Origin of the sequence: Sulfurimonas sp. (assembly GCF_023228785.1) — a bacterium.
Lineage (GTDB): Bacteria > Campylobacterota > Campylobacteria > Campylobacterales > Sulfurimonadaceae > Sulfurimonas.
The window spans coordinates 1-14,606 of record NZ_JALOAN010000017.1; the positions used below are offsets into that span (position 1 = coordinate 1).

14 protein-coding genes, 1 tRNA gene and 1 pseudogene are annotated in these 14,606 nt (G+C 34.7%); 12 read left to right on the plus strand and 4 right to left on the minus strand.

Annotated elements, in window-relative coordinates:
• Positions 1–428 (plus strand): annotated as a pseudogene (locus tag M0Q24_RS05830) (DNA-binding protein); the annotation flags it as partial.
• Positions 429–497: 69 nt separating this feature from the next.
• On the opposite strand, the gene M0Q24_RS05835 reads toward M0Q24_RS05830, so the two are convergent.
• The 4 genes from M0Q24_RS05835 to M0Q24_RS05850 are packed head-to-tail and all read right to left on the minus strand — an operon-like array spanning position 498 to position 6,112.
• A complete protein-coding gene (locus M0Q24_RS05835; protein ID WP_295048381.1) occupies positions 498–2,321 on the minus strand; it encodes an ATP-binding protein in 1,824 nt (607 codons plus the stop codon).
• Positions 2,314–4,641 (minus strand): ATP-binding protein, encoded by a 2,328-nt coding sequence (locus tag M0Q24_RS05840; RefSeq protein ID WP_295048383.1) that lies wholly within the window; start codon positions 4,639–4,641, stop codon positions 2,314–2,316. Before M0Q24_RS05840 ends, M0Q24_RS05835 begins: the two co-directional genes overlap by 8 nt.
• Before the next feature lie 11 nt (positions 4,642–4,652).
• Positions 4,653–5,009 carry a response regulator gene (locus M0Q24_RS05845; protein WP_295048385.1) on the minus strand — a complete coding sequence of 119 codons (357 nt, stop codon included), beginning with the start codon at positions 5,007–5,009 and terminating at the stop codon, positions 4,653–4,655.
• Positions 5,006–6,112: an HD domain-containing phosphohydrolase gene (locus M0Q24_RS05850; protein ID WP_295048387.1), complete on the minus strand. Its 1,107-nt coding sequence runs from the start codon at positions 6,110–6,112 to the stop codon at positions 5,006–5,008. Before M0Q24_RS05850 ends, M0Q24_RS05845 begins: the two co-directional genes overlap by 4 nt.
• Positions 6,113–6,267: 155 nt before the next feature.
• Between M0Q24_RS05850 and M0Q24_RS05855 the strand changes: the two genes are divergently transcribed.
• From M0Q24_RS05855 to M0Q24_RS05905, 11 genes are all read left to right on the plus strand, one after another.
• Positions 6,268–6,355 (plus strand) — tRNA-Ser (locus tag M0Q24_RS05855).
• A gap of 99 nt (positions 6,356–6,454) precedes the next feature.
• Complete coding sequence (locus M0Q24_RS05860; RefSeq protein ID WP_295048389.1) at positions 6,455–6,697, plus strand: DUF6868 family protein; 243 nt, start codon at positions 6,455–6,457, stop codon at positions 6,695–6,697.
• Positions 6,698–6,724: 27 nt separating this feature from the next.
• A complete protein-coding gene (gene pcm / locus M0Q24_RS05865; RefSeq protein WP_295048391.1) occupies positions 6,725–7,354 on the plus strand; it encodes a protein-L-isoaspartate O-methyltransferase in 630 nt (209 codons plus the stop codon).
• Between the two features lie 16 nt (positions 7,355–7,370).
• Positions 7,371–8,396, plus strand: coding sequence for an AmmeMemoRadiSam system radical SAM enzyme (gene amrS, locus M0Q24_RS05870; RefSeq protein WP_295048393.1), 1,026 nt, complete (start codon positions 7,371–7,373; stop codon positions 8,394–8,396).
• A gap of 145 nt (positions 8,397–8,541) precedes the next feature.
• On the plus strand, positions 8,542–9,198 hold the full coding sequence (locus tag M0Q24_RS05875) for a DUF3313 family protein (protein WP_295048394.1): 657 nt from the start codon (positions 8,542–8,544) through the stop codon (positions 9,196–9,198).
• Between the two features lie 17 nt (positions 9,199–9,215).
• A complete protein-coding gene (locus tag M0Q24_RS05880; protein ID WP_295048396.1) occupies positions 9,216–9,956 on the plus strand; it encodes a metallophosphoesterase in 741 nt (246 codons plus the stop codon).
• A gap of 43 nt (positions 9,957–9,999) precedes the next feature.
• Positions 10,000–10,470 carry a hypothetical protein gene (locus M0Q24_RS05885; protein WP_295048398.1) on the plus strand — a complete coding sequence of 157 codons (471 nt, stop codon included), beginning with the start codon at positions 10,000–10,002 and terminating at the stop codon, positions 10,468–10,470.
• On the plus strand, positions 10,467–11,540 hold the full coding sequence (locus M0Q24_RS05890; protein WP_295048400.1) for an ABC transporter permease: 1,074 nt from the start codon (positions 10,467–10,469) through the stop codon (positions 11,538–11,540). Before M0Q24_RS05885 ends, M0Q24_RS05890 begins: the two co-directional genes overlap by 4 nt.
• Positions 11,537–12,160 carry an ABC transporter ATP-binding protein gene (locus M0Q24_RS05895; protein ID WP_295048402.1) on the plus strand — a complete coding sequence of 208 codons (624 nt, stop codon included), beginning with the start codon at positions 11,537–11,539 and terminating at the stop codon, positions 12,158–12,160. Before M0Q24_RS05890 ends, M0Q24_RS05895 begins: the two co-directional genes overlap by 4 nt.
• On the plus strand, positions 12,144–13,685 hold the full coding sequence (locus M0Q24_RS05900) for a hypothetical protein (RefSeq protein ID WP_295048404.1): 1,542 nt from the start codon (positions 12,144–12,146) through the stop codon (positions 13,683–13,685). The genes M0Q24_RS05895 and M0Q24_RS05900 overlap by 17 nt, the downstream gene beginning before the upstream one ends.
• The gene (locus M0Q24_RS05905; RefSeq protein WP_295048406.1) at positions 13,682–14,590 is read left to right on the plus strand and encodes a hypothetical protein; all 909 of its coding nucleotides are present in this window, start codon (positions 13,682–13,684) and stop codon (positions 14,588–14,590) included. The genes M0Q24_RS05900 and M0Q24_RS05905 overlap by 4 nt, the downstream gene beginning before the upstream one ends.
• Positions 14,591–14,606: the final 16 nt, after the last annotated feature.

Genomic DNA, 14,606 nt, shown 5'->3' on the forward strand with positions numbered 1-14,606 from the left:
AAAATGAGAGACTCAGACAAAAAGTAGATAAACTTGAATGGGAAACAAAATCTCTTAGAGAGCAAAAAGAGCAGATGTTAATCCAAGAGAGAATTAGAATAGAGAAGATCTACAAAGATAAAGATGAACAGTTAAAAAATATGTTAAATGCAATATCATCTAAGTTTTTACAGCATATTCCAAAGCAAGAGTTAGTTATAGAGAGTGAAGAACTTGTAGAAGCAGAGATAGAAGTTGATGAAGAAAAACCAACTCTTATCTCTTTAAAAAAGTACTTTAAAGAGAGTTCTTTGAGTGAGAAAAAACTTAAAAAACTAAAACAAAAATTTAAAAAAGCGATCAAAGAAGATGACAGTAGATTTATTAGTATGGGCAAAAAGCACTATTTAGACACTTCTAAATATGACTATAGTGATTTGCTGGCTTAGTAGCTTTTTTAATTCTCTCTTAGCCTTCGCTTTGAGGGCTTACTATTTTAGACCTAAAGCGTATTGAAACTAAATCAAAATATAAAAACAAGTTCCTACACCTAGCTCGCTCTCAACCCAGATCTCTCCTCTGTGTAACTCTGTTATGATCTTGTGTGTTATGGCTAGTCCCAGCCCTGTGCCTTGTATAACATTAGTGCGTGCATTTTTACCCTGTTTAAAAGGTGTAAAGAGTGCATCTACATCTTCTTTATCCATACCTTCACCATTATCACAAATACCAAAGATATGTTTAGACTCTTTCACCTTGTGGGTTATCTCTATGGTTCCATTCTCTTTAGAAAATTTTACAGCGTTAGAGAGGATGTTTATAAGTGCTTGCTTTAGCAGTTGTTTATCAGCATAGATAGTTGTATCCTCATCAATTTCAAACATATTTAGAGTTATAGACTTCTCTATCATCTGTGCTTCACACATTACAATAGCTTCTAGGAATGTTTCTTTTATCTTTATATCGCTTGGATGAGCTAACATCTTATTTTCATCCATTTTAGAAAAGTCAAGTATGGAATTTACGAGGGTTAAAAGATTGTCTCCTGAGAGTCTTATCTTTTTTATATACTCTTTGTCTTTATCATCTAAGTTATTGCGTCTTAGTAAAATCTGAGAAAAACCTATAATAGCGTTTAGTGGAGTTCTAAGTTCATGCGACATATTTGCTAAGAAACGCCCCTTAGACCTTTCGGCTTCGTTTGCTTCATCTAGTGCTTTGTGGAGGTTTGTAGTGTCATAACGAATAGATAGGAACTCTTCTATCTCATCTTTGTCATTTAGTATAGGCACAATAGTTGCAAAAACATAGTAAATACTTCCATCTTTTGCTCTATTTTTAATATCTCCTTGCCAAACTTTTTTACTAAGAATGGTTTTCCATAGATCTTTAAAAACCTCTTTTGGGGTATCTTCATGCTTAACAATAGAGTGAGATCTTCCAAGAAGTTCATCTTCAGTGTAGCCCGAGATCTTGATAAAAGCATCATTTATATAAGTGATAACACCTTTTTTATTGGCTTTACTTACAATAGCTCCCATATCAACAGCTCTTTTATACTCAGAGAGTATCTTGTTGTTATAAGTGTATTTCTCTTGTAAGTTTGTATGTGTATTTTGAAGTCTTTTGTTTCTAAAGAAGTTAACTAAAAAGTAATAGATAGTCAAAACTATAAAGTTAAGTAAGATAAAGAGGATAATGTTTGTAGTTAGTGTTTGTGCGGATTCTTTAGAACTAGAGAGTGGCAGAGTGACTTCTATAATACCTCTAGCATCTCCAAGCTTCCATGTATTTTTTAAAGTATCTGGATGAGTGTTGTGGCACTCAACACAAGCTTTTTCAGACATCATATCAGCAAAAGCAGTTCTATACACAACTCTACCATCAACAAAATCTTCTCTAGCATATGGCTTATATGGATATGTCAAAACAAATTTTAAAGATTCTTTTTGAAATTTATCTAAGACTCTTGTTTTTCTATTTGGAAAAGGATACTCGCTATACATATTTACGCTCATATCTGCTTTTGAGGTAAAAAGCCTAGCTAAGTCATGCACAACTGTTGCAGGTAGAGGAATAGTGTTATTGTGCTCTTTATGGTCAAAGTCTATTTTTAAGTCACTATGGTCTTTTATTTTGGTAAGTATATCATTTGTGTAGTAGGCTCTAAAGGTTTGTATATACTGAGCAAATCTTTGAGCCTCAAAAAATGCATTTTCTTTATCTTGTTCTTTTGATAGATGTGGAACTAGATAAAAAAGTCCTAAAAATATGACAACAGTTATGATAATTATTGGAAGTACCATAATGTTTTTAAATATTTTCTTTAAAAAATTACTCACTAAAATTCTCGCCTTTTATGGATGCACAGATTTGATCTATGTTGTTTTTGTTTATGATGGCCTCTAGATTTGTAGATCCTGAAAGAGATGATGAGATAGTAATCTCATCTTCGGCAGAGATTACTATAGTTGATACAAGAATGCCCTCTTTTTCCATAAACTCTAAAACTTCTGAACTGATACCATCTGTTAGAAAAAAGTCTAAAATTACAAAGTCATACTTGTTGTTTAGAAGTAGACTTTTTGCTTTGTTTACGGTATCTGTAAAAGTAAGGTTTACACTTTTTCTAAGATGCTCGGCCAATATTTTTTGATAGCTTGTTGAGTCTTCTACAATAAGTGCATTTCTTGCATCTTTTGGAGCTTCACTTATGCTGTATGTATGTGATTCTATCATTGGTGTTGGCATATTAACAAAAAAGCTACTTCCTTCTCCTAGTTTGCTCTGAACCCATATATTGCCTTTATGTAGTTCTTCGATTATTTTTTTACTTATCATAAGCCCAAGTCCTGTACCTTGTTGAAGCTTTTGGTAGTCACTATCTATCTGAGAAAAGGCTTGAAAGAGTTTTGAAATAGACTCTGTGGATAAACCTATACCGCTATCTTTTACTTCAAATTCATACATCTGTTTTTTTGCATCGTAAGTAACATTAAGACTAACATTCCCGTTATTGTTAGTAAACTTTATAGCGTTTGTTAGTAGATTTATAAGAACTTGTTTAAAAAGTTTTGCATCTATATATAAGTTTAGTGAGACGATATTTGGCATCTTTAGTTTAATGTTTTTCTCTTGTGCTAAAGGTTGCACTAGGGTTGAGACTTCGCTTATAACACTTGAAATATTGCTAAGTTTAGGACTAAACTGCATCTTTCCAGCTTCTAGTTTTGCAAAATCTAAGATAGTGTTTACAAGATCCAACAAGTTTTTACCAGCTATATGGATCTTGACTACATAGTTTTTTATAGTATCAGGTGTATCTTTTTTCATCATTATGATTTGAGAAAAACCAGTTATTGCATTTAGTGGAGTTCTAAGTTCATGTGACATATTTGCTAAAAAGATATCTTTTGATTTGTTAGCATTTTCAGCCTTATCAGCAAAAGATATAAGTGAGCTTTCTCTCTCTTTTGCAGAAAAGTGTAGATCTAAAACTTCTATGAGTATACTTAACATTTCATAAACATAATCGTTTGCGTAGTCTTGTTTTAGTCTTATGCCTAAGTAGATGTTTTTAGCAGAGTGTCTTAACATCTTTTTGATGTTGTAACTATCATCTGCTAGCGTGTTGTGATCTATGTAAATATCATCAATAGCCCATTGAAACTCATCAAAAGTTTTTTGTAAAACACTCCTAAACATCTTATCAAAATCATCAAAATACTCTTTTTTATGAAAAAGCTCGGTAATGTTTTTCATAGATTTTATACCTGCATTTAAGGCTACATGACCATCTTCTATGGACTTGTTTAATGATTTGTCTAGTACTTCTTTTAACTCTTGTGTAATGTTTGAGATATTGTCTTTAGAGCCTTGCATTAACTCTTTGTCATCTTCTTTTAGAGCTTGTTTAAAAGCTACAAACTCTTTATGCCACTCATCATGCAAAGATGTGACACTTTGTAGTTTATCGCTTAAGATATACTCATATTTTTCATCATTTTTTAAAATATCTAAAATCTTTCCAAAAGCACATTTTTTTGAATCTTCTTGAATGTTATCTATATTTTTTATGGTACTTTTGGCGTCTTTAATACTATCTATCTTTTTCATATTTTGCTTGTGATACTCAAAACCTATGTAGAGCTCATTTTGTGCATTAAAACCTTTTAGGTTTTGGATAGAGTCGGTGTAGATCTTGTTTTTTTGTATATAGTATCCATCATTCATCACATACTCTACGAGTCTAAGTATTTTTTTGATGAGACATATATGCTGCTTTACAAACTCATTTACTTTGGCTAGTTTTTTTAAAACTTCATTTATGGCTAAAAAGCCATGAACGACTTTTGGAGGCTCAAGTTTTATAGAAAAATGGATAGAGCCTATGTAGTGGATTCTGTCTATATAAGACTCGTCAATGGGAGCAGTCAGCACAAAAGCAATAAACTCTTTTATGTTCTTTATAAGCCTATTTGCATCTGTGTGAGCTAAGTAGATAGAGAGTTTAGGATTTTTAAGTAGATAGTTCTTAACAAAATCATCAACAACTATATTTGAGATAGAATGAGCAAATTCACAAAAAACGACTCTTGATTCAAGGTCTTCTTTAGAGATTAGGAAGTTAGCCAACAACTCATCTATTTGCGTTTGTGTCATTTCATATACCTTTAGATGTATTTTTGCAGAGTGCTCTCAAGTTCATTCATGTCTATGGGCTTGGATATGTAGTCGTTAAATCCATGCATCAGCATTTTCTCTTTATCTCCAGAGACAGCAAGTGCAGTTACAGCTATGATGGGCTTTAAAAAATTGTGCTCTTTTCTTAAGATATCGTGAAGTTCAAAACCATTTATCTCTGGCATATCAATATCACTCAAAATCAAATCATAGCTTGAGATCTCAAGCCCTAAAACATCATTTGCACTCTCATACGTTTCTACATTTACATCTTCAAAGAGAATCTCAATCATGTCATTTAAAACTATTCTGTTTAACTCATTGTCATCTACAAAAAGTATCTTCATTGTCTTTCCTCAAGAGTCCGTATATCACAGTCAGTAAAATCTTCATCTCTATATTTTTCTTTGATTTTTAAAAACTCATCTAGATTATTTAAAAAAAGTGTTATAAGAAGTGGATCAAAATGAGTGCCTGAATCTTGTTTCATTATGCTTAAAACCTTCTCAAGTTCCATAGCTTCTTTGTAGCATCTCTTTGAACTTAGTGCGTCAAAAACATCAGCAACCGTAATTATCCTAGCGTAGATGTGAATATCTTTACCGCTTAGTCCATTTGGATAGCCTGTCCCATCCCATTTTTCATGGTGTTGCAAGGCTATGATGCGACCTGCATTTATAACAGGAAACCTCTCAGCCCCTTCAAGCATCTTAGCCCCAATAACGGAGTGTTGCTTCATAATCTCAAACTCATGAGGCTCAAATCTACCAGGCTTTAGTAAGATCTTGTCAGGGATCCCAACTTTGCCAATATCATGAAGTGGTGCAGCATAAAGCACAAGCTCACTCTCTTCTTTATCTAAGCCATAAAGTCTAGCTAAAAGCTCAGAGTAAAGGCTCATACGCTTTATATGTCCACCAGTTTCCAAGTCTCTAAATTCACTAGCACGACCAAGTCTTATGGAGATCTCATACTCAGTCTCTTTGGAGAGTTTTAGAGCTTCTTGAAGCTCAATGGTTCTAAGTTGTACCTGTTTTTCCAAGATCTCGGTTTGGTTGATTATCTGTTCATGATAGCGATTTAGTTTTGCATAGTTTAGAGTTCTAGCACAGAGGACTTCTATATCGTAAGGCTTGCTTATAAAGTCGCTAGCACCTAGTTTTAGTGCCTCGCTTTCTCTCTCTGTGTTTGCAGTTACCATAAGTATAGGAAGTAGTTTTAATTTTGGATTTTGTTTTATAATTTTTAGAGCTTCCATGCCATCCATCATAGGCATACTTATATCTAGAAGAACTACATCAAACTTCTTTTGTTCCAATAGATCTAAGGCTTCTTGTGCATTTACAGCGTTTGTGATTTTGACATTTGTGTACTCCAAAAATGCGGCTTCTATTAAGTCGAGATTGAAAGGTTCATCATCCACAGCAAGAATAGAGAAATTGTCCATCATTTGTACTCCAAAAATATACTTTTACTCATTTTACATCACAGTTACTATGCTTTAGCTTATTTTTTACTTTGGTTTTGTTGTGAGAAAATTGTTAAAATATAAGTCTTTAGAGTAGATTTAGTAACATAAAGGTAAAATCACACTCTTTTAAATGTGGACAGTTGGGAGAGTGGCCGAATCCGCTACCTTGGAAAGGTAGTGTAGGGTAACTTACCGAGGGTTCGAATCCCTCACTGTCCACCACTATCATACTACTAGTCTATAAACATCCCCAAGTCTCTCTTAAGAAATATCTCTATACAATAGTTCCATGTTAATCAAGTTGTTACGCAAGGATAAAAAATGGATTTAATACTTTTACAATCATTCTTACTTTGGTGCTCTCTTATCAACATCTCTATACTTTTGATATGGTTTGCAATGTTTGTAGTGGCTCATGAATTTATCTACAACCTACACAGCAGATGGTTTAAAATATCATATGAAAAATTTGACTCTATTCACTACAGTGCGATGGCATTTTGGAAGCTATCGGTTTTCTTATTTAATCTTGTTCCATATATTGTTTTGGGGATTATTTCATAAAATATTTATAATTTGTAAGGAGAGAATATGCTTGAGAGAGATTTTAAAGCAGCAAATAACAGAATGGTTGACTATCTTGTAAATGTCGGGACACTTCGCTCTAACAGAGTTATAGAAGCTTTTAGAAATATCAATAGAGCTGATTTTGTAGTTGATAGGTATTCTAAAAATATTTATGAGGATTATCCTCTTAGTATAGGCAACGGACAGACAATCTCTCAACCTAGAACTGTAGCTATGATGCTTGAGATGCTCTCGCCAAATGAGGCGGATAAGATTTTAGATATAGGAAGTGGCTCTGGATGGACAACGGCACTTTTGGCTTATATTGTGGGAGAGAGTGGCTCCGTAGTAGGAGTTGAGAGAGTTGGTGAGCTTGTGAAGTTTGGAAACACAAACCTAAAAAAGTACAAATTTAAAAATGCTAAGATAGTAGAAGCTGGGGATGAACTAGGTATCCCAGATGAGGAATTTGACCGCATCTTAGTCTCTGCAGCTGCGGCTGAACTTCCATATGAGTTAATAGAGCAGTTAAGGGTTGGTGGAAAACTTATCATCCCGATACGAAGTTCGATTTTTGAGATCATTAAAAAAGAGGATGGGAGCTTTGATGCTAATGAGCACTATGGCTTTACCTTCGTTCCGCTGATTTATTGAGATAAAGGAGCAAAAAATGTCACAAACAGCATGGCTTAGTAAGAAGTTAGAAAGTGGGAAGATCTTGTGTCAGGCTTGTGCTCATGTTTGTAAGCTTGATGAGGGTGAGTATGGTGTTTGTGGAGTTAGACAAGTTCTAGGTGGGGAGCTGAAACTCCTGGTTTACGGGTTAGCTGCTGCTGTAAATGTAGATCCAGTAGAGAAAAAGCCGATGTTTCACTTTTTGCCAAAAACTAGAGTCTTCTCAGTAGGAACAGTAGGATGCAATCTCTCCTGCCAATTTTGTCAAAACTTCGATATCTCTCAATATCCAAAAGAGCCACCTCACAAGATAGCAGGTCGTGAATTTCCTCCACAAAAAATCGTAGAAGCTGCACTTGAACATAGTTGTGAATCCATCGCTTACACCTATAACGAGCCGATTGTATTTTTTGAATATACCTATGACACCGCAAAACTAGCACACGCAAAGGGGATAAAAAACATCTATGTCACAAGTGGTTATGAGACAAAAAAAGCTATAGATCTGCTTGAGCCTTATATAGATGGGATGAACATAGATATCAAATCTTTTAGAGAAAAGTTTTACAAAGAGATCTGTGGGGCAAGTCTAAAGCCTGTGCTTGAAGCGGTAAAGTATGCTCATGAAAAAGGTATCTGGATAGAGATAACAACGCTTCTCATTCCTGATAAAAATGACTCTGATGAGGAGATAAGAGATATAGCAAAATTTATAGCAAGCCTTGATAGAACCATCCCGTGGCATCTCTCAGCATTTCATCCAACTTATAAAATGCTAGATATCCCTCGCACTCCAGAGTCAACTCTTCTTCGTGCTTACAAGATAGGTCAAGAAGAGGGGTTAAAGTATCTCTATATCGGCAATGTTGATAATGGGGATTTTGAGTCTACATATTGCCCAAGTTGTAAAAATAGAGTTATTGATAGAAGTGGAAATATTGGGCAATTTGTCACAAATGAGCTTGATGAAAATGGTAAGTGCCCATATTGTGCTTATATTTTAGAGGGTGTGTGGAACTAGGCTTGTAATCTTCAACCATATTTTTGAAAGTGGTGGTATAATTTTCGACATAAGCTGAGCCTAGCTTAAGCTGTAGGTAGTTTTGATAATTTACAAGAACTTCTTGTGAAAATTATAATAGGCAATTTGCCGACAAAGGATTAAATTGAGATTACAAATAATATTGGGCACGGTTATTCTTGGAATAATGTTTTTAATGAATGGTTGTGCAGGTAAGAGAACAGATGCCAAAAATAGCGGTTTTTTTAAAGACTATACGCAACTTAAAAGTCAAAATGACTATAGTGCTTCAAAGAGTGTAGAGAAGGTTGACCTCTCAAAGTATAAAACTATTTTAATTGCTCCGGCTTTAGTTGTATCTGCGATTCCGCTTCAACAGCAAACAGTTTCACAAAAGAGATTCTACAAAGAGATTTCAAACTACTTAGACGAAGGATATAAAAGAGAGATTCAAAAAAGCACTAAATACAAGATAGTAGAGAAAAAAGGTACAGATACACTAATATTTGAGTCGGCAGTATCGGCAGTTGAGGTTCACTTTGATGACAAAAAATGGAATCAATTTTCTCCAATAGCGATGGATATTACCGTAACATCCTACAACTCCTACATGGATGAAAATGTAAGAATATTAGGTGAAAAGCGCATTGTTGATTCTGCAACAGATAAAGTATTGATTGAAAGTATGAATATAATAAAAGATAAAAAAGTTGTGTTAAGTGCTGATGTTTTGGACCTAGAAGCTATAAAGCCTGCTCTTGATGCATGGATAGAACATGTTAAAAATTATTTTGCCGACTAGGTTGGAGTAGAGTGTCTTTGCAGGTCGGTTGGAAGCACTTTCCATTCGACGAAATTGCATTAAAAAGTGATACTTTTTGCACTGCGTTAAATGGATTGCGCATAGTTCAACTATCTGATCTTCATCTTGGCAAAAGTGTAAAGGTTGATTATCTTAGATCTCTTGTAGAAAAAATAAACAAGATAAACCCTGATCTTATTCTTTTTAGTGGAGATATACTTCAAACTTCTGCTTTGAAAGTAAGAGAGCAACTGAGATGCTTTAGAGAGCTTAAAGTACCATCATACTATGTGAGTGGAAATCATGATGTTTTTTATGGTCTAAAAGATCTTAAAACTCTAATGCAAGAGAGTGGAATTATCTGTCTTGATAATAAAATAGTAGAGTTGAAGATAAAGGGCTCTCTTTTGCAGCTAGTTGGACTTAGTGATAGATATAGCTTTATACGTGGAATTAAGAGACCCATAAAAGAACTTTTTTCAAAACTCAATCCTGCCTTATCAACAATACTGCTTACTCATCAGCCAAAAGATATCTCACTTATAGATAATTTTCGTATAGATATTCAGTTAAGTGGGCATACTCATGGTGGTCAGATATACCCCTTTAGCATTGTTGTTAAGTATTTCCAACCTTATATATCTGGACTCTACAGACATAAAGACACACTTCTTTATGTCTGTAGGGGGATTGGATATTGGGGTGTTAACATTAGATATAAAGTTTCATCCGAAATTCCAATTTTTACCATTAATTAACATAATGGTAGTATAATTTATTTTTATAACTTAAGGAATAAAAATGAATAAATTTTTAGTAGTTTTAACTATGAGTGTTGCTTTGTTAGGTGCGGATTCTCTTAAAATAGATTCTCCTCTGAATACGCTAGACAACTTTAAGTATGAGACGCCTACAGGTCGTCAGATGAAGATACCACAAAAAACAAAGTTGGTAATGGTTGCTTTTGATAAAGATACTGGAGCCTTAATCAATGAGTATCTTGATACTCAAAACGAGTTTTATCTTCTTAAACATAACTCTATATTTATTGCAGACATAAACAAAATGCCCTCTATTATTACAAGTATGTTTGCTTTGCCAAAACTTCAAAAATATAAACATCTTATCTACTTGCATTATGGTGATAAGTTTCAAAATGTAGTTCCAAACAAAGAGGAAAAAATCACACTACTTTATATAGAGGATTCAAAAATCAAAGAGATATCTTTTATCTCTTCAAAACAAGAGTTAAAAACAGCGATTGAGAAATGATATCGCTAAAAGCACTCAGAAAAAACCCCTTTAAAAGCCTTTTAATATTTTCATCCATTACCATCGCGGTAATGGCTATTTTTCTTATTAGTTCGGTATCTCAGGGTGTAATTGGGATGTACTCGAAGATGATAAAAACTGATGGAGATATTATCATTACTCAAAAAGGTATTTCAGATACCTTTTTTTCAAATGTTGATATTGGTTTAATTAAAAAGATAGATAAACTAAAGAGTGTGGATTCAAGCTACGGCATGATAGTCGGAGCTTCTCCAATAGGGCATATTCCAATAGCTGGAATTTACGGCACAACCGCAAATCATTTTTCACACTATAAGCTATCAGAAGGAGAATATCCAAAGGATGGTGAAGTTATTTTGGGAGCAAATCTGGCTAAACAGTTTGCAACTAGAAGTGTAAACATAGGGAACAAGCGTTTTAAAATTTCAGGTATCTTTAGTAGCGAAATAGGCTTTGAAGAGGGTGGGGTTGTTATGAATATAGAGGATGCTGGTCGACTTTTTAATCGTTCAGCATCTTTTATTTTAGTCACCTCTGATTCACCAAACAATACAGATAATATTGCTAAGCAAATTTCTCTTTTTGATGATGAGGTAGAGGTAAAGACTACAGAAAACTTTGTAAAAGAGTATAACCAGTTCAAGATTATTGAGAACTCATCCCTTGTAATCTCGACACTCGCGTTTGCTATGGGGCTAATGGGGATTGCTTCGGTTATGAGCATGATTGTTAACTCACGCAAAGAGGAGTTTGGGATAATGCGTGCACTTGGTAAAAGTAGATTTTTTATTATTAAAAATCTCTTTTTTGAGACGTTTATAATGAGTATTTCTGCTTATTTATTTGCACTTCTTTTAAGTCTTGGCATCTTGGCAATGCTACCACATATAGAGATACTTCAGGGGTATGTAAATGGCACTCTTTCGCTCTCTACTGCCATCTATGTTCTGGCTTCAACACTTTTTATGGCCCTTCTGGGCTCGCTTGTACCGGCTTGGATAGCTTCCAAAACAGACCCGATACTTCTGATAAATCAAGGATGTGCATGATAAAAGCATCACATATTTCACATTTTTACGGTGAGGAGCAGGTTCTTTTTGATCTCTCGTTTGAGATTAAGGGCGGTGAGTTTTTATTTTTAAGCGGAGAAAGTGGAAGTGGAAAATCAACACTTCTCTCTGTTCTCTCAACTCTTTTAAAGCCATCAAGCGGAGAGCTTTTGATAGATGATGAGTCGGTTGATAAAATTAAAAATATAGATTATTTTCGCCAAAGTAAGGTAGGGTTTGTTTTTCAGTTTCACTATCTTATAAATTATCTAAGTGTATATGAAAACATAGCATTAGCCGCACTAGAAGATAAAAAGCACAATATAAAAAAAATGCTTAAGAAACTCGGTATTTTGGAACTCTCAGCGCGTTATCCAAATGAGATTTCTGGCGGACAAAGACAGCGTGTGGCTCTTGCAAGAGCGCTTGTTAATGAGCCAAAGATTATATTTGCAGATGAGCCGACAGGCAGTTTGGATTCAAAAAACTCAACAATAGTTTATGGACTTTTAGCAGATGCTCTAAAAAATGGCACTACAGTAGTAGTCGCATCTCATGATATGCGGATAGAGAACTATGCAACTCAAATAATCAGGTTAAAAGATGGACAAATTTTATAAATTAGTAGATTCGGTTATGCCTATTTGGGCTTTTATATTTTTACTCTCTATTATAGCAGGGACTATCTATGGGGCGCAGATGTTGGGCTTTCCACTTTTGGACTCTACACTTTTAAATGCTTCAACTACCCGTTCTCTGCATATTACTCTAATGCTTTATGGTCCTATAATGCTTGCATTGTCGCTGCTTCCTTTTGCACTTTTTGCAAAAGACAAGCTTGATTTAAGCCAAGCAGTAGAGCCACTTAAAAACTACTTTTTATTGTGGCATCTATTTCTTTTTATGGCTGTTGTCTCTATTTTACTCGGGGTTCAAAGGGGCTTGCCTTTTTATGATTTTGCTTATGAGTTAAATTTTATACTTGCAGCTTCTGGAATTTTTTATATAGTTGCCATATTTAAAACAATAAAGCATTATACGATTACGCCGTTATGGGTAAAAGTCTCCAAAACGCTTCTATTTGTTGCTCCTATATCGCTTCTGGTCTTAATGAACCCCACTTTCGGACAGGTTGAAAAAACATTAATCGGACCTCATGGAGACAATACCTTAGGGATGAGTTTTACGCTTATTCCACTTTTTTATCTTATGATAAAGCTACATGCAAAAGAGAGTTTTACCCCAAAATGGCACCTTTTTTGGATAATTCCTCTTGCCGGATATGCGCTCTCTGTGGGTACTCGAATATTTAGAGGTGAACTCTCGTACGGGGAGGAGTGGGTTTATCAATGGTTGACATTTGCTTATGCTCCGCTTTTGATTAAGTGGTGCAGAGATGCAGAGATAACTTTTAAGCAGACACCTTATCTTATAATCTCCATTTGGGCGTTTTTGTTTGTAATGATTCAGGGAAATATACTGTTTATTCCCGAGATACGCTGGCCGTTTCACAGAAATGATTTGATTATTGCGCATGCTCATGTTGCTATCGGGGTAGGTATATTTTTTATGTCTCTTAGCATCTTGAAGTATTTTTACAAATTGCCGGATAAGTTTATGCACTTTTGGCTTTTTGTTATAGGAGTTATCTTTGTAGCGCTCTCTCTTGCAGGCTTTGGAGAAGCTGGAGTTTTCGCAGTTGATGTAATCTCTATGTGGTGGATTCGCCTCTTTGGCGGAGTAGTAGCAGTTGGGGGACTAATTTATTTCATTATAAAAAAGATAAAAATTGCAAAGCCGTCTTTGCTTGAGTTGTATCATATAAACGGCTTTATGTCGGATGGTTTGGGTGCGCTTTTACTCTTTATCTCTGCGCCTGTGCTGTTTGAGTTTTTAGGGCTATCTTTCACTCCATACTACTACCTTGTTTTTGGTTTTATGGGTTTTGTCGGTATTTTACATCTGGCTGGGATAACCAAAGAGGCACATTTTTTGGCATACTATACCTCTATCGCCCGCCTGATTACAGGCACCATCTTTTTCTCTCTATTTTATTTAGGGACAATAGATGCTTTGGGGCTTATTGTAGGTTTTTATGATATTTTTTATGCTCTTATATACCTTGTTTTTAGAAGCCGCTTATGATTCACTCTTTAGCTCTTGTTTTACTTCTTGGATTTGAGTTATGTTACTATCTTTTAATAGTTCAAACAGGAGTAGTTGAATACTATAACTCCGATTTAATAACGCTTTTTCCTATGTTTGTGGGAGGTATTTTTGGAACTATCGCAGGCGGAGTATCTTGGGGAAGAGTTCGTAAGCCTATACATAAGATAACAATTGCCTTAAGCCTGCAATTAATATTGTCCTTTATCTATCCTCAATACAATATCTTCACTCTTTTTTTATTAGGTATTTCAGTAGGTATTATGGCTCCTTTGGGAATTTACCTCTTTAAAGTAAAGCAACAAAGAGAGCTCCTTTTTGCACTTGCTATTGCTTATACGATAGGTACTTACTTTTTTACGTATGATGCCCAACACAGAACTTTTATGGCTGTTTTATTTACCCTAATTGCGCTTTTTAGTGCATTTATGCTTAGAGATTATAGGGTTGAAGCAGATTCTAAAGAGGTTTCACATCCATATTTACAGTATCTGCCTTTGATGTTATGGATATTTTTAGACTCCAATCTTTTTGAAACTCTATCAAGACATGCAGATTTGGGAATCTGGTCAACACACACTTATACAATCATAGCATTTCATCTTTTGGGTCTTGCGGCTGCTTACTATCTTAAGATCTCAAAAATAAAGAAACATATTTTTATAGCGGTCATCTTTATTGGGAGCTATATGCTCTCATACTCTGGGTGGACTCTTGCACTAGCTATGCTTTATCCTTTTACAATCTCGTACTATAACGTTGTGGTTTTTACGACTTTGAGCAAAGAAGCAAACATCTATAAGCTTGCCTTTATGATGATTTTTGTCGGCTGGATAGCATCTGGTCTTGGTTTGACAGTTGCACTTTTAGAGGTTATATATTAAAATAAGATATATGCTA